At 73.4% G+C, this 20,114-nt stretch carries 20 protein-coding genes and 1 riboswitch; of the genes, 8 read left to right on the forward strand and 12 right to left on the reverse strand.

The features are described 5' to 3' along the window. Positions 1-4: 4 nt before the first annotated feature. From D9753_RS04470 to D9753_RS38610, 12 genes are all read right to left on the reverse strand, one after another. Positions 5-1,132 carry an LLM class flavin-dependent oxidoreductase gene (locus tag D9753_RS04470; RefSeq protein WP_121785808.1) on the reverse strand — a complete coding sequence of 376 codons (1,128 nt, stop codon included), beginning with the start codon at positions 1,130-1,132 and terminating at the stop codon, positions 5-7. A gap of 11 nt (positions 1,133-1,143) precedes the next feature. Beyond that, positions 1,144-2,253, reverse strand: coding sequence for an LLM class flavin-dependent oxidoreductase (locus tag D9753_RS04475; RefSeq protein ID WP_121785809.1), 1,110 nt, complete (start codon positions 2,251-2,253; stop codon positions 1,144-1,146). Beyond that, a complete protein-coding gene (locus D9753_RS04480) occupies positions 2,250-3,632 on the reverse strand; it encodes an NtaA/DmoA family FMN-dependent monooxygenase (RefSeq protein WP_121785810.1) in 1,383 nt (460 codons plus the stop codon). The genes D9753_RS04475 and D9753_RS04480 overlap by 4 nt, the downstream gene beginning before the upstream one ends. 18 nt (positions 3,633-3,650) lie before the next feature. Beyond that, positions 3,651-4,859, reverse strand: coding sequence for an LLM class flavin-dependent oxidoreductase (locus tag D9753_RS04485; protein ID WP_121785811.1), 1,209 nt, complete (start codon positions 4,857-4,859; stop codon positions 3,651-3,653). 110 nt (positions 4,860-4,969) lie between these two features. Beyond that, a complete protein-coding gene (locus D9753_RS39250; protein WP_394346685.1) occupies positions 4,970-5,101 on the reverse strand; it encodes a putative leader peptide in 132 nt (43 codons plus the stop codon). Next, complete coding sequence (locus D9753_RS04490) at positions 5,098-5,910, reverse strand: GNAT family N-acetyltransferase (RefSeq protein WP_121785812.1); 813 nt, start codon at positions 5,908-5,910, stop codon at positions 5,098-5,100. The genes D9753_RS39250 and D9753_RS04490 overlap by 4 nt, the downstream gene beginning before the upstream one ends. 40 nt (positions 5,911-5,950) lie before the next feature. Then, positions 5,951-6,970, reverse strand: a complete 1,020-nt coding sequence (locus D9753_RS04495; RefSeq protein ID WP_121785813.1) for an ABC transporter substrate-binding protein — start codon at positions 6,968-6,970, stop codon at positions 5,951-5,953. 95 nt (positions 6,971-7,065) lie between these two features. Continuing rightward, entirely contained in the window at positions 7,066-7,857 is a 792-nt protein-coding gene (locus D9753_RS04500) for an amino acid ABC transporter ATP-binding protein (RefSeq protein ID WP_121785814.1), read from the reverse strand. Then, positions 7,854-8,837, reverse strand: coding sequence for an amino acid ABC transporter permease (locus D9753_RS04505; protein ID WP_121785815.1), 984 nt, complete (start codon positions 8,835-8,837; stop codon positions 7,854-7,856). Before D9753_RS04505 ends, D9753_RS04500 begins: the two co-directional genes overlap by 4 nt. Positions 8,838-9,007: 170 nt before the next feature. Next, the gene (locus D9753_RS36380) at positions 9,008-9,157 is read right to left on the reverse strand and encodes a hypothetical protein (protein ID WP_163010620.1); all 150 of its coding nucleotides are present in this window, start codon (positions 9,155-9,157) and stop codon (positions 9,008-9,010) included. Positions 9,158-9,188: 31 nt separating this feature from the next. Continuing rightward, positions 9,189-9,299, reverse strand: a riboswitch (SAM riboswitch). A gap of 77 nt (positions 9,300-9,376) precedes the next feature. After that, a complete protein-coding gene (locus tag D9753_RS04510; protein WP_121785816.1) occupies positions 9,377-10,264 on the reverse strand; it encodes a glutathione S-transferase C-terminal domain-containing protein in 888 nt (295 codons plus the stop codon). Between the two features lie 120 nt (positions 10,265-10,384). Then, entirely contained in the window at positions 10,385-10,507 is a 123-nt protein-coding gene (locus D9753_RS38610) for a putative leader peptide (protein ID WP_276209417.1), read from the reverse strand. A gap of 198 nt (positions 10,508-10,705) precedes the next feature. Here D9753_RS38610 and D9753_RS04515 point away from each other — a divergent pair, with 198 nt between their 5' ends. The 8 genes from D9753_RS04515 (at position 10,706) to D9753_RS04550 (ending at position 19,927) form a co-directional block, all read left to right on the forward strand. Beyond that, positions 10,706-11,878: an NAD(P)/FAD-dependent oxidoreductase gene (locus D9753_RS04515; protein WP_121785817.1), complete on the forward strand. Its 1,173-nt coding sequence runs from the start codon at positions 10,706-10,708 to the stop codon at positions 11,876-11,878. Further along, positions 11,866-12,222, forward strand: a complete 357-nt coding sequence (locus D9753_RS04520) for a (2Fe-2S)-binding protein (protein WP_394346686.1) — start codon at positions 11,866-11,868, stop codon at positions 12,220-12,222. The genes D9753_RS04515 and D9753_RS04520 overlap by 13 nt, the downstream gene beginning before the upstream one ends. Continuing rightward, positions 12,215-13,630, forward strand: coding sequence for an FAD/NAD(P)-dependent oxidoreductase (locus D9753_RS04525; protein WP_121785818.1), 1,416 nt, complete (start codon positions 12,215-12,217; stop codon positions 13,628-13,630). Before D9753_RS04520 ends, D9753_RS04525 begins: the two co-directional genes overlap by 8 nt. Before the next feature lie 86 nt (positions 13,631-13,716). After that, entirely contained in the window at positions 13,717-14,613 is an 897-nt protein-coding gene (locus D9753_RS04530) for a dihydrodipicolinate synthase family protein (protein WP_121785819.1), read from the forward strand. Between the two features lie 13 nt (positions 14,614-14,626). Next, entirely contained in the window at positions 14,627-15,628 is a 1,002-nt protein-coding gene (locus tag D9753_RS04535; protein WP_121785820.1) for a proline racemase family protein, read from the forward strand. A gap of 21 nt (positions 15,629-15,649) precedes the next feature. After that, complete coding sequence (locus D9753_RS04540; protein ID WP_205614367.1) at positions 15,650-16,339, forward strand: GntR family transcriptional regulator; 690 nt, start codon at positions 15,650-15,652, stop codon at positions 16,337-16,339. 337 nt (positions 16,340-16,676) lie between these two features. Then, entirely contained in the window at positions 16,677-18,095 is a 1,419-nt protein-coding gene (locus D9753_RS04545; RefSeq protein WP_121785822.1) for an amino acid permease, read from the forward strand. A gap of 287 nt (positions 18,096-18,382) precedes the next feature. Further along, positions 18,383-19,927 carry a pectate lyase family protein gene (locus D9753_RS04550; protein WP_121785823.1) on the forward strand — a complete coding sequence of 515 codons (1,545 nt, stop codon included), beginning with the start codon at positions 18,383-18,385 and terminating at the stop codon, positions 19,925-19,927. The last annotated feature ends 187 nt before the right edge of the window (positions 19,928-20,114 follow it).

The following is a 20,114-nucleotide window of genomic DNA, read 5'->3' on the forward strand; positions in this document are numbered from 1 at the left end:
TCGGCTATCCGCGCTGCCACTCCTTCGCCAGCAGCTCGTAGGAGCGGACGCGGGCGGCGTGGTCGTGGGTGATGGTCGTGATGAGCAGTTCGTCGGCGCCCGTCGCCTCCCGGAGCTGTTCCAGCCCGTCGGCGACGCGGCCCGGCGAGCCGACGAACCGGGTGTCGAGCCGGTCCCGGACCAGCGCCTGGTCCTCCTCGGTCCACACCAGCGCGCGGGCCTCCCGCGGGCTCGGGTACGGGATGGCGCCCTCGGCGGTGCGGATGCCGCGCACCCAGGGGCCGTATCCGGCGGCGAGTTCCCGCGCGGTGTCGTCGTCCTGGGCGACGACCACGTCGGCGGAGACGCTGACGTAGGGCTTGTCCAGGACGTCGGAGGGCCGGAAGAACGCGCGGTAGCCGTCCACGGCCTCCAGCACGGTGCCGGGGCTGACGTGGTAGTTGGCGGCGAACGGCAGGCCCCGGCCGCCCGCGACCTCGGCGCTCTGTCCGCCGCTGCTGCCGAGGATCCACACCTGCACCTCGGCTCCCTCGCCCGGCACGGCGTGCGCCTCGACGCCGTCCGGGGAGCGGTAGGTGCCCGCGAGCAGGGCGAGGACTTCGTCGATCTGCTCGGCGTAGTCCTGCGGCTCGGCGTGGGGCAGCAGGAGCAGCCTGCGCTGGAGGGCGATGCGGGGCGAGCCGCGCAGGGACTCGAAGGAGAAGCGGGGCGGGACGAGCAGGCCGTTGGGTGCGCGGCCGTCGACCACCGGGGTGGCCGCCGGGGGCGGGGTCCGGGGACCCGGCGGGCCGCCCGCGGAACGGCCGAGGCCGAGGTCCAGGCGGCCGGGGTGCAGCGCGTCGACGAGGCCGAACTCCTCGACGGTGGACAGCGCGGTGCGGTGTCCGAGCTGGACGGCCCCCGAGCCCAGCCGGATCGTGGAGGTCGCGCCGGCGGTCAGGGCCAGGAGGACGGCGGGGGACGTCCCGGCCACCCCCGGGTTGAGGTGGTGCTCGGCGAACCAGTAGCGGGCGTAGCCGGCGTCCTCGGCGCGCCGGGCGAGGTCGATGGAGTTGCGCAGTGCCTCGGGGGCGCCGGAACCGGACGGGACGGGCACCAGGTCGAGGACGCCGAGGGGTACGGCGGAGGGCATGAGGTGACTCCTCAGCGGTCGGCGGGCACGGGAGCGGGCAGGGGGCCGGCCACCGGCCCGGGCGCGGCCAGCACCGGTGCCCAGGGGAACGGCGGGTCCGGGATGTCCCGGCGCAGCACCGGCGCCACCTCCGACTGGAACAGCTCCAGCGAGTCCCGGTGCCGGTTGCCGGGCAGTCCGCCGGCGTCCGCCGGCACGTGCAGCACGCTGTGCCCGAACTGTTCGTGGTAGCGGTGCACCTTGTCGATGACCTGCTCGGGGCTGCCGATCAGGGCCGAACTGCGCGCCACGAAGTCCTCCAGCGTCTCGAACACCACGGGCAGGCCCGCCTCGCGGTAGAAGGCCAGGTTGCTCTCGAACACCGGACGGTAGAGGTCCAGCGCCTCCTGCGAGGTGCTGGTCACGCACAGGCCCGCCGAGCCGGCGCCGACCGCGATGTCCGCCGGGTCGCGGCCGTAGTGCTCCCAGCGTTCCCGGTAGTGGCGGACCAGTTCGGCGTACGGCTCCATCGGGTGGGTGACGTTCGCCGAGAACAGCGGGTCGCCGTACCGGGCGGCGAGGTCCACGGACTCCTTGCTGGTGGCGCTGCCGTGCCAGACGCGGACCGGCCGCTGGTACGGCCGCGGCCACACCTCGGCGTCCGTCAGCGGCGGCCGGAACCGCGTGTCGGCGGTCACCCGGTCCTGCCGCCAGATCCGCCGGAACACCTCGTAGCTCTCGGCGTTGCGCTCCCACTGGTCCTCGGGGGTGACCTGGAACAGCTCCCGCTGGGCGGCGCCGTTGCCCTTGCCGACCATGAGGTCGAGCCGGCCGCCCGAGAGGTGGTCCAGCGTCGCGTAGTCCTCGTAGGCCCGGACCGGGTCGAGCAGGCTGAGCGTGGTGACGGCGGTGAAGAGCCGGATGCGCCGGGTGAGCGCGGCGACATGGCTGAGCACGACCGCCGGCGCGGAGGAGAGGAACGGCCGCTCGTGCCGCTCCCCCACGCCGAACCCGTCGAAGCCCAGCTCCTCGGCCAGCACCGCGCTGTCGAGGACCTCACGGAACCGGTCGTACGTCGACGTGCGCACGCCCGTGACCGGGTCCGGCCGGTGCACGATCAGGGTGATCGCGAGGAACCTCACGAGGCCGCCCGCTCGGCCGGGGCGCCGGCCGCGGCGTCGGGGTGGGCGAGTCCCAGGTGGTCGCGCAGGGTCGTGCCCTCGTACTCGCTGCGGAACACGCCGCGTTCCTGGAGCAGCGGGACCACCCGGTCGGCGAACGGGTCGAGTCCGCCGGGAGTGATGTGCGGGACGAGGATGAACCCGTCGGAGGCGTCGGCCTGCACGAAGTCGTTGATGGTCCGGGCGACGGTGGCCGGGGCGCCGACGAAGGTCTGCCGGTTGCCGGTATTGATGACCAGGTCGCGGATGGACCACTTGTTGGCCTCGGCGAGCCGGCGCCACTCCCGGGCGATGGCGATCGGATCGCGGTACATCCGCACCTGGGCGCGGCCCCGGGAGATGTGCTCCTCGTCGACCACGGGGTCGACGTCGGGCAGCGGGCCCTCCGGGTCGTACGCCGACAGGTCACGGTTCCAGACGAACTCCAGGTGCTTGATGGCGGTGGCGCCGCTGACCTGCTGCCGGCGGACCTCGCGCGCGAGTTCTGCGGCCTCCTGGTCGGTGTCGCCGAGGACGAAGGTCGCGGCGGGCAGGATGAGCAGCTGGTCGGGGCGGCGGCCGTACGCGGCGAGGCGGGACTTGACGTCGGTGTAGAAGGCCTGGCCCTCCTTCAGCGTGGCGTAGCGGCTGAAGATCGCGTCGGCGGTGGAGGCGGCGAACTCGCGGCCCTCGTCGGAGTCGCCCGCCTGGAAGATGACCGGGCGGCCCTGCGGGGAGCGCGGCACGTTGAACCGGCCGTGGATGTCGAAGTGCTGTCCCTGGTGGACGAAGGCGCCGGCCGCGGCGTCCTTGAGGAAGGTCCCGGTGGCCTGGTCGGCGAGGATCTCGTCACCGTGCCAGGAGTCGAAGAGTTCCTGGGTGGTGGTGAGGAACTCCTCGGCGCGGGAGTAGCGCTCCTCCTGCGGCAGGAAGCCGCCGCGGCGGAAGTTCTCGCCGGTGAAGGCGTCCCAGGAGGTGACGACGTTCCACGCGGAGCGGCCGTCGGAGAGGTGGTCGAGGGTCGCGAACTGGCGGGCCACCTCGTAGGGCTCGTTGAAGGTGGAGTTGATGGTGCCGGTCAGGCCGAGCCGGTCGGTGACGGCGGCGAGCGCGGCCAGCACGGTGAAGGTGTCGGGGCGGCCGACCACGTCCAGGTCGTAGATCTTGCCGCCCTGCTCGCGCAGTCTGAGCCCCTCGGCGAGGAACAGGAAGTCGAACTTGGCGCGTTCGGCGGTCTTCGCGAAGTGCACGAACGACTCGAACTCGATGTGGCTGCCGGCGGCCGGGTCGCTCCACACGGTGGTGTTGTTGACCCCGGGGAAGTGGGCGGCCAGGTGGATCTGCTTCAGCGGCTTGCTCATGGGGGCGGTCCTCCTGGCTCAGGCGGTGGCTGCGGCGTAGCGGTTGGCGGGGCGGGCGAGGCCGAGGTGGCCGCGCAGGGTGCCGGCCTCGTAGGCGTCCCGGAAGCGGTGGCGGCGCTGGAGTTCGGGCACCAGCTCGCGGCTGATGCGGGGCAGGTCGTGGCCGGCGACCGCGGGACGCAGCCGGAAACCGCTCAGCCCGCCGCCCGCCAGCTCCTCCAGCAGGTCGGCCAGTTGGGCGGCCGTACCGGCGAAGACGCGGGCGTCGCTGGTGTACGGCTCGCCGGCGAGGGCGTCGAGGCGGCCGAGGCGGTCCTCGGCCTCCGCCTGGCTGTCGTCGAGGAGGACGACGAGGTCACCGAAGACGTGCAGGGTCTCCTCGGCGCGGCCCGCCGCCTCCTGCTCGGCGCGGATCTCCGTGACGATGGCGCTGGCCTGCGCCGTGTCGTGCGGGGTGACGTAGCCGACGTCGGCCTGGCGGGCGACGAGCCGGTACGGGACGGTCTGGTGGGCGAGGGCGGTGACCAGCGGCTGGCCCTGCGGCGGGCGGGGCGTGATGGAGGGGCCCTTGACGTGGAAGAAGCGGCCCTCGAAGTCGATGTAGTGCAGCTTGTCCCGGTCGATGAAGCGTCCGGTGGCCGCGTCCCGGATCTCGGCGTCGTCCTCCCAGCTGTCCCAGAGCCGGCGTACCACTTCCACGTGGTCGGCGGCCTCGTCGAACAGCACGCTGACCAGTTCCTGTGCGCCCGGGCTGTCGAATCCGGTGACCCGGGGGACCGTACGGCGGCCGAAGTGGGCGGCCTCGTCCGGGCGGGCGGTGATCTGCACGCGCAGGCCGGCGCGGCCGGTGCTGACGTAGTCCAGGGTGGCGATGGCCTTGGAGATGTGGAACGGCTCGGTGTGCGTGGCCACCACGGTGGGGACCAGGCCTATGTGCCGGGTGAGCGGGGCGATGCGGGAGGCGACGAGGACGGCGTCGAGCCGGCCGCGGACCCGGTCCGTGCGCTCGTCGGGCACCAGGAGCTGGTCGGACTGCGGGCCGAGGCCGTCCTCCAGGGTGACGAAGTCGAGCAGGCCGCGTTCGGCCTCGGCGACCAGGTCGGCCCAGTAGCCGGCGGTGAACAGGTCCCGGGGGCGGGCGGCCGGCTCGCGCCAGGACGCGGGGTGCCAGCCGGTGCCGTCCAGGGCGACGGCGAGATGCAGGTGTGCGGGAGGAGTTGAGGACACGTCGGTGCCTTCCTTGACGTCCGTACGAGAAGTCCGGCTCGCGGGCAGCGTGCGGCGAGGGGCGAGCGCGGCGAAGAGAGGACCCGGGCCGGGAGGGCCGGGGACAGGAGTCAGCGGCGACAGAGTGCGGCGGACACGCGCTGGAGGTCTATGTGCGGCCGGGAGTGCAGACGGACGGAGCGGTACGGGTACGGGAGGCACAGCGGGCGCCGGCGCGGTCGTACGGGCGTCACGGCCGTCACCTCCCTACGTCGGGCGAGGCGGGCCGGATCGGCGTCCGCCTGGCGGACCTCGTCAGGACGCTCAACGCCGGGCCGGGGACGGTTGTTCCCGGGGTGCGCAGGCGCACGATGCGGGTGCGGCGGCGCAGGGTGAACCCGATCGACTCGTACAGCCGGATCGCGGGCGTGTTGTCGGCGGCGGCGTGCAGGAACGGGGTGTCCCCGCGCTCCCGGATGCCCGCCGCGACCGCGCGCACCAGCCGGGTCGCCAGTCCCCGGCCGCGGTGTCCGGGGTCGGTGCACACGGCGCTGATCTCCGTCCAGCCGGGCAGCCGCAGCCGCTCCCCCGCCATGGCGACCAGCCTGCCGTGGTGCCGGATGCCGAGATAGGTGCCCAGCTCGACGGTCCGGGTGAGGAACGGGCCCGGCCGGGTGCGGGCGACCAGGTCGAGGATCTCGGGCAGCTCGGCGGTGCCCAGCGGGGCCGCCTCCGGGGCCGGTTCGGCGCGCAGCGCGGTGCCGACGAGCTGGACGCCCTCTCCCTCGCCCAGCAGCTCCCAGCCGCGCGGCACCTGGTCGACGGGTTTGACCCGTACGGTGGCCGAGGGTCCGGCCAGGGTGTGCAGGTCGGTCCAGGCGGTCGGGTCCGCCGGGTCGGCGAGGGCGGCGAAGGCGTACAGGTCCGGCCGGTAGCGGGCCGCGCGCCCGTACCGTTCGGCGAGGTGCGCGTGGGGGCCGTCGAGCGCGGCCCAGACCGCGTTGTCCAGCGGGCTGCCGCCGGGCGGGGCGGTCGGGGCGCCGCCTCCGCGGACGTCGTTCGGGTGTGCCACGGAGGGCGGGGTCCTCTCGTCATCCGGCGTGTACGGGGGGTCAGGAGTTGGTCAGCGGCAACCCGGGCGGGTTGACCTCGGACTTGGCGACGGCCTCGTTGGAAAGGTTGTAGGCGGCCAGCCACTTGGCGTACTGCCCGTGCTCGATGAGGTGGTTGACGGCGTCCGCGAGCGGCTTGGCGAGCCCGCTGTCCTTCTTGGCGGTGGCGGCGATCAGGCCTTGGAGCGTCTCGCCGGCGCCGGAGAAGGTGCCCGCGTTGCGGGTCGGGTTGGGCGTGTTCACGGTCTGCCGGGCCCGGTAGGCCACGGCCGGGTTGGGGCCGAGGAAGGCGTCGATCTTGCCGCTGCTGAGCGCCAGGTTGATGGCGTTCTGGTCCGGGAAGTACTTGACGGTGAGCTTCTTGCCCTCCTTGGCGAGCCGGGCCTTCCACTCCAGGAGGATCTTCTCCTGGTTGGTGCCCGCGCCCACGGAGACCGTCCTGCCCGCGAGGTTCTCGTAGTCGCCGTCGAAGTTCCAGGTGTTCTTCTTCAGCACCTCGAAGGCGAGGTTGTCCTTGCGGTAGGAGGCGAACTCGTACTTCTTCTTGCGTTCCTCGGTGTCGGTGACGTTGGAGAAGGCCACGTCGACCTTGCCGCTGTCGACGCCGACGAAGAGGTTCTCCCAGGTGAAGTTCCTGATCTCGGGCTTGAGTCCGAGCACCGCCGCCACCAGGCGTCCGAAGTCGGGCTCGGAGCCGGTGAGGGTCTTCTGGTCGGTGCCGATGAAGTTGAGCGGCGCGGACCCCGAGGGCAGGCCTCCGACGCCGATGACGAGCTTGCCGCTCTCGCGGACGGACGCGGGCAGTTCGGCACGGATGGACTTCACCTCGGAGACCTTCAGCGTGGTCTCCTTCGCGGCCCCGTTGGACAGCCGTCCGACGGTGACCGTTCCCGCGGCATCGGTGGTGGTGGCGGCCTCGCTGTCGCCCCCGCAGGCGGCGAGCCCGGTGGCGAGGGTGGCGGCGGCGGTCGCCGCGGTGATGCCCCGGATCAGGCTGCGTCGGGAGAGGTGGGTAGGCATGGCGTGGCTGTCCTTGTCTCGCTTGTCTCGCTGATGACGGTGGTGGGAGTGGTGCCGTGGGGGGAGGTCGTGGGTGCGTCGGCCGGGGGCGGGGGTCAGAGGACCTTGGCGAGGAAGTCCCGGGTCCGTTCGTGGCGGGGCCGGTCCAGCACCTCGCCGGGCGGGCCCTGTTCGACGATCCGGCCGCCGTCGATGAAGACGACCCGGTCGGCGACCTCGCGGGCGAAGCCGATCTCGTGGGTGACGATGACCAGGGTGGTGCCGCTGGTGGCCAGGTCCTTGATGACGGCCAGCACCTCGCCGACGAGTTCGGGGTCGAGCGCCGAGGTCGGCTCGTCGAAGAGGATCACCCCGGGCCGCAGGGCGAGGGCGCGGGCGATGGCGACGCGCTGCTGCTGGCCGCCGGACAACTGCCGGGGGTAGGCGCCGGTCCGGTCGCCGAGGCCGACGCGGGTGAGCAGCTCACGGGCGAGTTCCCGGGCCGCCGGCCTGGTCAGCTTCCCGGTGGCGACGGGCGCGGCGGCGACGTTGTCGAGGACGGTCAGGTGCGGGAACAGGTTGAAGCTCTGGAAGACGAAGCCGATCCGGCTGCGCTGGGCGAGGATGGCGCGCTCGCTGAGTTCCTTCAGCCGTCCGCCGTGCCGCTTCACGCCGATCAGTTCGCCGCCCACGCTGACGTGGCCGATCTCGGGTTTCTCCAGGTGGTTGACGACCCTGAGCAGCGTCGACTTGCCGGAGCCGGACGGACCGAGGATGACCGTGACCTCGCCGGGGCGGATGGTCAGGTCGATGCCGTCGAGGACGCGGTGGGCGCCGTACCACTTGTGGACGCCGTGCAGTTCGAGCGCGGCGGGGACGGCCTTGTCGAGGGTTTTGGCGGTGGTCATACGGCGGCCTCCCTGCGCAGCCGGGCCAGCAGACCGGCCAGCGCGGCCCGGGCTCGCCGCGACGGTGTCGGCGGCAGGGTGCGCGTGGCTCCCCGGGCGTAGTACCGCTCGACGTGATACTGGACGACGGACACGGCGCTGGTCAGGATCAGGTACCAGACGGTGGCGACCAGCAGCAGCGGCACGATGTCGCCGGGGTAGGTGCTGCCCAGCGACTGCACCGAGCCGAACAGGTCGAGCAGCGACACGTAGAACACCAGGGACGTGCTCTTGATGAGGCCGATCAGTTGGTTGACGTAGTTCGGGGTGATGGAGCGCAGGGCCTGCGGGAAGACGATCCGGCGGAACTGGTACCCCTTGGGCAGGCCCAGCGCGGCGGCGGCCTCGTGCTGGCCCTGGTCGACGGAGAGGATGCCGCCGCGGACCACCTCTGCCGCGTACGCCGCCTCGTTGAGGCTGAGGCCGACGACGGCGATCGTCATGTCGGTGGCCAGCTTCGACTCGTCGAAGCGGACGACGGCCGGGCCGAACGGCACGCCCAGACTCAACGTCTTGTACAGGGCACTGAAGTTGTACAGGAAGATCAGCACCACGATCAGCGGCACGGAGCGGAACAGCCAGGTGTACGTCCAACTGACCGCGCGCAGCACCGGGCTGCCGGAGAGCCGGCCGAGGGCCAGCAGGACGCCGCCGAGGAGACCCAGCACGGCGCTGAGCGCGGCGACTTCGAGGGTGACGAGGAGCCCGTCGAGAACGGCCGGGCGCAGGAACCAGTAGCGGAACCGGTCCCACTGGTAGAAGGGGTTGGTGACCAGCCCGTGCAGGATCTGGGTGACGAGCACGAGGACGACGGCGGTGACGATCCACCGGCCGGGCCGGCGCAGCGGCTGAACCCGCTGTGCGGCGAGCGGTCTTGACGGGGCGTCGGTGGGTGGTGGCGCCTCGGCGAGGGAGAGGGCGGCGCCTGGGGGTTCACTCATGGCGGACTCCGGCGGAATCGGACACCCCGGGACGGCGGCGAGCGGGTGCGGGCCCCGACGGCACTGGGCGTGGGGCGGCGCACGGGTACGCGCGGAACCGGGAGCTGGGTGGACAACGGCACACCGCGAGGACGGGGTGCGGCGGGAACGCGGGGGCTGGGAGGGGGACGTCAGCCCCGGCAGCGGGCGAGGCCCGGCGCGGTACACAGTGCGCTGTTCACGCGGAGCAGGTCGACGGCACGGTCGGCGACGAGGAGACCGGCGTACGACGGTACGCAGCCCTGGGGGCGGCTGTCGGCCGTCCTGGGAGCTGCGTACATGGCGTCACCTGTCACTGTTCCGGCCCGTGGGGCCTCGCGCTTACCGAAAACGTCGTCCGGTCCGGTCGTCACCTGGGGCACCCCACCGCGGTGCGAGGGTTGCCGGTCAGCGAGCCAGGGCTTGGCGCTGACGCTCATGACCGTTCTGAGCCGTAAGTAAGGCAGTCGTCCGTTCGAATGTCAACGGCCGTCCGCGTACTGGACGCCGACAACCCGCTCTCACCTGCGAGAAGAGTTCGAGGCCTCCGCGGCGTGACCCGCCCAGTCCAGGATCTGGACGGCGGCTCCGGCGGCCTCCAGGCCCTGGCAGCGGCCGTGGTGACGGCGGGCGACGCCGTCGAGGTCGAGGTGGCGGCCGAAGGCTGGACGGGCGGTCAGGCGGCGGGCGTAGGCCCACAGGGCGCGGTGGTCGGCGATGCGGTGCACGGCGGTGGCGTCAAGGTGGCAGCGGTGGACGGTGTCCAGTTGCACGAGGGTCACCCACAGCTCGATGTCGGCGGCGGTGAGCCGGTCTTCGGCCAGGTACTCCTCGCCGGTCAGCCGCCGTTCCAGCCGGCCCAGGGTGTCGAGCAGCACCTCCAGGGCGGCGGCCCGCTCCGCCGGTCCGGCACCGGCCGACCCGGCGCGCTGCGCGGCCTCCTCGATGCCCTCGGCGCACATCCGCTCCACGGCCTCGATCACGGACTCCAGGCCTTGGGGGTGGAGGCGGGCACGGCCGGTGTGCCGGAAGCGGTCCAGGTCGCGCAGGATGTCCGGGGCATGGGTGCTGACGATGCGCCCGGACCAGTCGTCGCTGAGCACGGGGGCGAGCGCCGGGCCGGTGTGGTGGTGGGCGCTCGCCTCGTACAGCGGGCGCAGCGCCGTGTGGCCGCCGCCGGGCTGGTCCGGGACGGCGGGCAGGAAGGTGACCGGACAGCTCGTGTCCAGTTCGAGCAGGCTGTGTCCGACGGCGAGGCGCAGCCCGTCGGGACAGGCGGTCGACAGGTGGAGCCGGTAGCGGTGCGGCACGGCGTAATGGCCGCTGCGGGCGTCCCGGCCGATCCGGCCCCGGAAGAGGGGGGCGGTGCGGGAGGCGGCCGGAGCGGTGGCGAGCGGAGTGATGGACATGCGTCTCCCCGGGTCGAGGGCGTGGGCGTGCGGACGGGCGCTGCGCGGGCGGACGAGCACTGCGCGGGCGCGGCCGGACGGTGCGCGTGCGGCCGGGCGGTGGGCGCGGAGGGGCCCGGCTCAGCCCTGGGGGCTGATCGCGCTACAGACGCGCAGCAGGTCGATGTGACGGCGGGAGGTGAGCAGGAGTGCGCGCGACGGTGGCCGGCCCGCTCGGCCGGTGACCGCTTCGAGGCGCGTCATGATTCCCTACCTGTTCACTAGGATTCCCTGTCTGGAGTGTCGATCCGGCGCGCCGTGGCGTCAAGGGGGCGTCCACGCCCGGGACTCCGGGCGGGTGAGCGGGTGGCCGACGAGGACTGCCTGAGGCCGTATGAGGTCGCTCGCGAGATTCTGCCGCACGGCCTCCTCAGCGCCTGAGGTATGTGACATAGTACTGGCGTGACGAAGCGACCGACCTGTGATGTCGTGGTCGTGGGAGCCGGGATGGTGGGTGCGGCCTGTGCGCTGTACGCCGCACGGGCCGGCCTCGACGTACGGCTGGTGGACCGGGGCGCGGTGGCCGGCGGCACCACCGGCGCCGGCGAGGGCAACGTGCTCGTCTCCGACAAGGAACCGGGCCCCGAACTGCAACTCGCCCTGCTGTCGGCCGCGTTGTGGACGGACCTCGCGGAGGAACTGGGCTCGGCGATCGAGTACGAGCCCAAGGGCGGCCTCGTGGTCGCCCGGACCCCCGGCGCCCTGTCCGCGCTGCGGGAGTTCGCCGCGGGCCAGCGGGCCGCCGGAGTCACGGCCGTACCGGTCGACGCGGACGGACTGCGCCCCCTGGAACCCCGTCTGGCACCCGGCATGGCGGGCGGGGTCCACTATTCCCAGGACGCCCAGGTGATGCCCGCTCTGGCCGCCGCGCACCTGGTCCGCGCCTCCGGCGCCCGGCTGCACACGGGCCGGACCGTGACCAGGGTGCTGCGCGCGGCGGACGGCGCGGTGTACGGCGTGCGCACCGACCGGGGCGACATCCACGCGCCGGCGGTGGTGAACGCGGCCGGCACCTGGGGCGGTGACCTCGCGGCGCTCGCCGGTGTCCGGCTGCCCGTGCTCCCCCGGCGCGGCTTCGTCCTGGTCACCGAGCCGCTGCCGCCTCGCGTGATCCGGCACAAGGTGTACGCCGCGGACTACGTGGCCGACGTGGCGAGCGACTCGGCCGGCCTGCGCACCTCGCCGGTCGTGGAGGCGACTGCCGCCGGTCCGGTACTGATCGGCGCCAGCCGGGAGCGGGTCGGTTTCGACCGCTCGCTGTCGCTGCCCGCGCTGCGTGCGCTCGCGGCCGGGGCGGTCGGGCTGTTCCCGTTCCTGGCACCGGTCCGCGCGCTGCGGACCTACGCGGGCTTCCGGCCGTACCTGCCCGACCACCTGCCGGCGATCGGCCCCGACCCACGGGTGCCCGGCCTGTTCCACGCCTGCGGGCACGAGGGCGCCGGCATCGGACTCGCCCCGGCCACCGGACGGCTGGTCGCGCAGACCCTCACCGGGAAGGCGCCGGAACTGGACCTCACACCGTTCCGGCCGGAACGGTTCGACACCGACGGAGGCGAGAGCCCGTGCGTCCACTGAGACGGCATTCCGCGCACCCACCGCAGCCGGCCCCGGCCCGGCCGGACGAGACCTTCACCGTCACCTTCGACGGCCGGCGGCTGCCGGCGCTGTCCGGGCAGACGGTCGCGGCGGTCCTGTGGGCGGCCGGCGTGACCGCGTGGCGCGACACCCGCGGCGCGGGCCGGCCCCGTGGGGTGTTCTGCGGGATCGGCGTGTGCTTCGACTGCCTGGTGACCGTCGACGGCCGCCCGAACCAGCGGGCCTGCCTGGTCCCGGTGCGCCCCGGTGACGCCATCCGCACACAGCCGGGCACGGGATGGGCCGATGCCCGGCCGCAGGACGCGGGAGCGGACCATGAGTGAACAGCCGTCCCTCGCCGTCGTCGGCGCGGGCCCGGCGGGGCTCGCCGCGGCCCTGGCCGCGGCCGGCCGCGGCGTACGGGTGACCCTCGTCGACGCGGGCGACCGGGCCGGCGGACAGTTCTACCGGCAGCCCGCCCCGGCCCTCGCCGCCCGTCCGCCACAGGCCCCGCACCACCAGGGGCGCACCTGGAAGCGGCTCCGGGACGGCCTCGGCCGGCACCGCGCGGCCGGCCGCATCGTCCACCTGGCGGACCATCATGTCTGGTGCGTGGCACGGGAGGAGGCGACCGGCACGTTCACCGTGCACAGCCTGCTCGGCCCCGCCCAGGAGGAGGGCGGCACCGTCCGCGCCGACGCCGTACTCCTCGCCACCGGCGGCTATGAACGGGTGCTCCCCTTCCCCGGCTGGACGCTGCCCGGCGTGGTCACGGCGGGCGGCGCCCAGGCCATGCTCAAGGGCGCCCTGGCGTTGCCCGGCCGGACGGCCGTGATCGCCGGCACCGGGCCGCTGCTGCTGCCGGTGGCCACCGCGCTCGCCGCGGCCGGCGCCCGGGTCGCGGCGCTGGTGGAGTCCGCCGGTCCCGCCGCGCTGCTGCGCCGGGCGCCCGCCCTGGTCACACAGCCCGGCAAACTCGCCGAGGGCGCCGGGTACGCGGTACGACTGCTGCGGCACGGGGTACGCACCCTGACCCGGCACACCGTGGTGGAGGCGCACGGCACCGACCGGCTGGAGGCGGTGACGGTGTCCGCGCTCGACCGCGACGGGCGCCCACGGCCCGGCAGCGCGCGGCGCATCCCCTGCGACACCCTGGCCGTCGGTCACGGCATGCTGCCGCACACCGATCTCGCCGAGACCCTCGGCTGCACCCTGGCCGGTACGGCCGTCCGGGTCGACGACGAGCAGCGCACCGACGTGCCCGGCGTCTGGGCCGCCGGGGAGACGACCGGCGTCGGCGGGGCGGCCCTGGCACTCGCCGAAGGCCACATCGCCGGCCGTTCGGCCGCCGCCCGCCTGTACGGCAGAGCCCCCGACCCGCGCCACTGGGCCCCCGCCGCCCGGGCCAGGACCCGGCTGCGGGCGTTCGCCACCGCCCTCGACGCGGTGTACGTCCCGCCGGCGGGCTGGGCGGACGCGGTCACGGACGACACGGTGGTGTGCCGCTGCGAGGAGGTCGACGCCGGGGAGGTCCGGGAGGCCGTCGACGTGCTCGGCGCCGGTGATCTGCGCACCGTGAAGCTGCTCACCCGGGCCGGGATGGGCTGGTGCCAGGGCCGGATGTGCGCGGCCGGGGTGGCCGGGCTGGCCGGATGCCCGCTGACGGCAGGCCGCCGGCCGTTCGCGCGGCCGGTACCGCTCGGCGTGCTGGCCGCACTCGCGGGAACCGAAGGGGAGCCCGGCACGGAATGAGCCAGGCACGGGCTGAGCCCGGCGCCGCTGGTCCGCACTCGAAGCCATTAGTAATATGTCACACCCTACTGAAGGGGGAAGCGCCCATGCCCGAGGCACCGAAGCGTCCCTGGCGCGGCATCCTCGTCGCCACCGCCCTCCCACTCACCGCGGACCTCCGCGTCGACCACGACCGCTATGCCGAACACTGCGCCTGGCTCGTCGCGAACGGCTGCGACGGCGTCGTACCGAACGGCTCCCTCGGCGAATACCAGGTGCTCACCGCCGACGAACGCCGGCGGGTGGTGGAGACCGCCGTGGCGGCGGTCGGCGGCGAGCGGGTGATGCCCGGCGTCGCCGCGTACGGCTCCGCCGAGGCCCGCCGCTGGACCGAGCAGGCGGGCGAGGCCGGCTGCGGGTCGGTGATGCTGCTGCCGCCCAACGCCTACCGCGCCGACGAGCGGTCCGTCCTCGCCCACTACACGGAGGTGGCCCGGGCGGGCCTGCCGGTGGTGGCGTACAACAACCCCGTGGACACCAAGGTCGACCTGGTGCCCGAACTCCTCGCCCGACTGCACGGCGAGGGGCTCGTGCAGGCCGTCAAGGAGTTCTCCGGAGACGTCCGCCGCGCCTACCGCATCGCCGAACTCGCTCCGGAACTCGACCTGTTGATCGGCGCCGACGACGTCCTGCTGGAGCTGGGGTTGGCCGGCGCCAAGGGCTGGGTGGCCGGCTACCCCAACGCACTGCCGAGGGCCTCGGCCGAGCTGTACCGTGCCGTGGCGGCCGGCGACCTCGCCACCGCGCTCCCCCTGTACCGGCAACTGCACCCACTGCTGCGCTGGGACTCCAGAACGGAGTTCGTGCAGGCGATCAAGGTGTCGATGGACGTCGTCGGACGGTACGGCGGCCCGGTGCGCCCGCCACGCGTCCCGCTGCTGCCCGAGCAGGAGGCCGTGGTCCGCGCGGCCACCGAGAAGGCCGTCGCCGCGGGCCTCGGGTAAGGAGGGCGGGAACATGCGCAGCAAGCTCGTCCTGCACGCCGTCGACTCGCACACCGAGGGCATGCCGACCCGCGTGATCACCGGCGGGATCGGCACCGTCCCCGGCGCGACGATGAACGAACGACGGCTGTACTTCCGCGAACACCGCGACCACCTCAAGCAGTTGCTGATGAACGAGCCGCGCGGCCACTCCGCGATGAGCGGCGCCGTCCTCCAGCCGCCGAGCCGGCCGGACTGCGACTGGGGCGTCATCTACATCGAGGTCTCCGGCTATCTGCCGATGTGCGGGCACGGCACGATCGGCGTGGCGACCGTGCTGGTCGAGACGGGCATGGTGGAGGTGGTGGAGCCGGTGACCACCATCCGGCTCGACACCCCGGCGGGGGTGGTCGTCGCCGAGGTGGCGGTGGCGGACGGTGCCGCGCGGAACGTGACCTTGCACAACGTCCCGTCGTTCGCCGCCGGCCTGAACCGTACGGCCACCCTGCCCGACGGCCGCACGGTCATCTACGACCTCGCCTACGGCGGCAACTTCTACGCGATCCTCCCGCTCGACGCGTTCGGTCTGCCCTTCGACCGTGCCCGCAAGGACGACATCCTGGCGGCGGGCCTGTCGCTGATGCGGGTGATCAACGCCGAGGCGGAGCCGGTGCACCCCGACGACCCGTCGATCCGCGGCTGCCACCACGTCCACGTCCTCGCGCCCGGCGCCACGGCCCGGCACTCCCGGCACGCGATGGTCATCCACCCGGGCTGGTTCGACCGCTCCCCGTGCGGCACGGGTACGAGCGCGCGCATGGCGCAGCTCCACGCGCACGGCGAACTCCCCCTGCACACCGAGTTCGTGAACGAGTCGTTCATCGGCACCCGCTTCACGGGACGGCTGCTGGGCACGACGGAGGTCGCCGGGATCCCGGCCGTCCTGCCCAGCTTCACCGGCCGCGCCTGGATCACCGGCACCGCCCAGTACCTGCTGGACCCCGCCGACCCGTTCCCGGAGGGGTTCGTCCTCTAGACTCACCGGGTGATGCGTGACATGGCACAGGACCGGCAGGGCGCGGAGCCGCCCGTACTCCCCCGGCTGGGCGGCCGGCGGAGCAGCTTCCGCGAGCGGGTCGCCGACGCGCTGCGCGCCGCGCTGATCGCGGGTGAGCTGCGGCCGGGCGAGGTGTACTCGGCGCCCTCGCTCGCCACCCGCTTCGGTGTCTCGGCGACGCCGGTGCGGGAGGCGATGCTGGACCTGGCCAAGGAGGGGCTGGTCGACACCGTGCCCAACAAGGGTTTCCGGGTCACCGCCGTCTCCGACAGACAGTTGGACGAGTACACGCACATCCGCTCCCTCGTCGAGATCCCCACCGTGGTGGAGCTGGCCCGCACGGCCGACCGCGTCTCGCTGGAGGCGCTGCGCCCGGCGGCCCGGGAGATCGTCACCGCCGCGGCGGCGGGCGACCTGATCGGCTACGTCGAGGCCGACGACACCCGCTTCCACCTCGGCCTGCTCGCCCTGGCGGGCAACGCCCACCTGGTCGAGGTCGTCGCCGACCTGCGCAAGCGCTCCCGCCTGTACGGCCTTACCGCGCTGGTGGAGGCGGGCCGGCTGCTCGCCTCCGCCGAGGAGCACCTGGAGCTGCTGGACGCACTGTCTCAGCGCGACGAGAAGGCCGTACACGCCATCATGAGCCGGCACCTGGGGCACGTCCGCAGCCTGTGGGCGTCACCGGACTGACCCCACGCCCCCCGGCACAGGGAGGCCCCCCGCCCCTCCACCACCGGACCCCCACCGCCACCACCGCCGGACCCCCGCCGTCGGCCCCCCACCGCCGGGCACCCCTCCACCCTCCACCACCGCGCCCCCGCCGACAGGCCCCCACCGCCGGACGCGCCGCGTCACTCCGCCGCCGCACATCTGGCGGTCGGGAAGCCGTGGCGCGAAGCTTTTTGCGTTGTCCGGCGGGGCGCACGGGACAACAAACGGCGATTTTGCGCCGGAATGCCACATCCCCGACCATGGGCCCCGTCCCGGCGATCCCGGGAACGTCAGTTCCATGAGAGGCGCACCACCCATGCACAGCACCGGGACCGCCACACCGTCGGCTCCGGCCCCTGCGGAGATCCTCGCGACTCCCGTCGAGGACCCGCACGGAGAGTCCGGCAGGCACGCCCGCCGGTTCGGCCTGCCCGTCGCCACCGCGCTGGTGATGGGCAACATCATCGGCGGGGGCATCTTCCTGCTCCCCGCCTCCATCGCCCCTTACGGCACGGTCAGCCTGGTCGCCTTCGGGGTGCTGACCGTCGGCGCCATCGCCCTCGCCCTGGTCTTCGGCCGGCTCGCCGCCCGGGACCCCCGTACCGGCGGGCCGTACGCCTACGCCCGCGAGGCGTTCGGTGACTTCGCGGGGTTCCTCGCCGCCTGGTCGTACTGGATCACCACCTGGGTGTCGAACGCCGCGCTCGCCGTGGCCGCCGTCGGGTATCTCGACGTGCTGATCCCGGTCCAAGGGCATCGCTGGACCGCGTGCCTGGCCGCCCTGACCCTCCAGTGGCTGCCCGCCCTCGCCAACTTCGCCGGCACCCGCTACGTGGGCGCGGTCCAGTTGGTGTCCACGGTGCTGAAGTTCGTGCCGTTGCTGCTCGTCGCGGTCGGCGGGCTGTTCTTCTTCGACCCGTCGAGGCTCGGGCCGTTCAACGCCGGCGGGCACAGCGCGGTCGGCGCGGTCTCCGCCGCCGCGGCCCTGCTGCTCTTCTCCTACCTCGGCGTGGAGTCCGCCGCCGTCAGCGCGGGAGAGGTCAGGGACGCCCGCCGCAACGTGGGGCGCGCCACCGTCATCGGCACCGCGGGCGCCGCGCTGGTGTACCTGCTGGGCACGCTGTCCGTGTTCGGTACGGTCCCGCACGGCCGTCTGGTGAACTCCACCGCGCCGTTCTCGGACGCCGTGAACACGATGTTCGGCGGTAGCTGGGGCGGTACGGCCGTGGCCCTCGCCGCGCTGGTGTCGATGACCGGCTGCCTCAACGGCTGGACGCTGCTGAGCGCGCAGACGCCGTACGCCGCGGCACGCGACGGCCTCTTCCCGAGCGCCTTCGCGCGCCGGCGGCGGGGTGTGCCCACGGTCGGTGTCGGGGTCACCGTCGTCCTCGCCTCACTGCTCACCGTCTACAACTACCTGTCAGGCTCGGGCCGGGTCTTCGAGGTCCTGGTACTCGTCACCACGTTCACCGCGACCGTGCCGTACCTGCTGGCCGCGTCCGCGCAGATCTTCCACCTCGTCTCCGGCCGCCCCGAGGCGGTCGACCGGGGGCGGCTGGTCCGGGACTCCGTGGTCACCGCGGTGGCCGCCGCCTTCTCGGTGTGGCTGATGGCGGGCGCGGGCTACGCGGCGGTGTATCAGGGCGCGCTGTTCCTGTTCGCCGGGATCATCGTCTACGCGGTGATGGCGGCGCGCCGGCAGCGCGGGCAGACGCCGGCGACCCCGGCGCCGTAACGCCGCCGACGCGGCGGGGCCGGGCCCGGACAGCGCGGCACGGGGCCCGCCCCCGCGCCGTTCCACGCCCTTCCCCGGTTGCGTGAAGTCTTGCCAGCCCGTCGTCGCGCTCCTATTCTCCGGGAGCCAGAAAGCGCTTTCCCCCTCGACGGCCGAGCGCTGCCGTGGGGGCCGTCCCTCCGTGCCGCCGCGCGTGAGCCGCTTCCGCATCCGCGCACCGGCGCCCCGGCGGGCGTATCGCGCGTACCCGACCGACCCCGCGTCAGGGGGCGAAGGAGCAGTCGAGTATGAGACGTTCAGCCGCAGTGCGGCTCTACGCGGCCGGAGCCGCCGTAGCGCTCGCAGCCGCGACCGGAGCTGTCATGTCCACAACATTCGCATCGGCGGTGACCGGCGGCGCGACCGGCTACGCCGGCCAGAACGGCGGCACCACCGGCGGGGCGGGCGGTGCGACCGTGCGGGCCACCACGGGCACCGCCATCCACGCGGCCCTGTGCAACCGGGCGAGCCGCGACACACCCCTCACCATCGAGGTAGAGGGGACGATCAACCACGCCAACACCACCAAGGTGTCGGGCCCCGGCTGCGACACCGCCGACGGTGTGATCGAGCTGAAGCGGATCCGCAACGTGACGCTGGTCGGAGTCGGCAGCGGGGCGGTCTTCGACCAGGTGGGCATCCATGTCCGCGAGTCCGGCAACATCATCATCCAGAACGTGACGGTGAGGAACGTCAAGAAGTCGGGTTCGCCCACGTCCAACGGGGGCGACGCCATCGGCATGGAGAGCGGCGTCCGCAACGTCTGGGTCGACCACACCACGCTGGAAGCGTCCGGGGGCGAGTCCGAGGGGTACGACAGCCTGTTCGACCTGAAGGACAACACGCAGTACGTGACGCTGTCCTACAGCGTCATGCGCGACTCGGGCCGAGGCGGTCTCGTCGGGTCGAGCGACACACAGCTCTCCAACGGCTACGTCACCTACCACCACAACCTGTACGAGAACATCGACTCCCGCACCCCGCTGCTGCGCGGCGGCATCGCCCACATCTACGACAACTACTACCGGAACCTGAACAAGTCCGGCATCAACTCCCGTGCGGGCGCCCGCGCCAAGGTCGACAACAACTACTTCGAGGACTCGAAGGACGTCCTGGGCACCTTCTACACGGACGCGGCCGGGTACTGGCAGGTCGGCGGCAACATCTTCGACAACGTGACCTGGTCGGCGCCGGGCGCGGAGAACCACCCGGCCGGTCCGGGCCCGACGTCGAACACCACCGTCGACGTGCCGTACTCCTATCGCCTCGACGACGCGGCGTGCGTGCCGTCCATCGTGACGCGGACGGCCGGTGCCGGCACCGGACTGAAGGTGTCGGACGGCAACTGCTCGGCCCAGACGCCCGCCCCGACGCCGAGCACGCCGACACCGGCACCCACCCCGACCACCGGGCCGACGCAGCCCGGCGGCACCAACCTCAGCCTGGGCGCCGGTGCCGACGGCTCCGGCAAGGCGGACGGGACGAGCTACGGCAACGTCCGCGACGGCGACATGAGCACCTACTGGTCGCCCGCCGGTCCGACGGGGTCCGTCTCGGTCAAGTGGGGCACGGCGACCACGGTGTCCCGGATCGACATCAGGGAGGCGTCCGGCGCCACGGGCGCCGTCGGCTCCTGGCGGGTCCTCGACGGGGACACGGGCACGACCCTGGCCTCCGGCAGCGGGGCAGGGGCCATCGCCGTCCCCCGGACCACCCTCAAGAAGATCACTTTCGAGATCACCGGTTCCAGCGGCACCCCGAGGATCGCCGAGTTCGAGACCTACGCCGGGTGAGCGCTCCGCCCCGGCGCGCACACGGCGAGCGGCCCGGCCGCTCGCCGTACCACCGGAGGAGCGATGCCCGCGGGTACGACCGGTCCGGCCCCCGGGAGATGGTCAGGGCCGGAACCTGCGACCGTTTGACCTCCGGTGAACGAAACAGCGTCCTGGGGGTCCGTGAGATCCAGGGAGTGCAGGAACG

The sequence above is a fragment of the Streptomyces dangxiongensis genome, from assembly GCF_003675325.1.
Taxonomy (GTDB): Bacteria; Actinomycetota; Actinomycetes; order Streptomycetales; family Streptomycetaceae; genus Streptomyces; species Streptomyces dangxiongensis.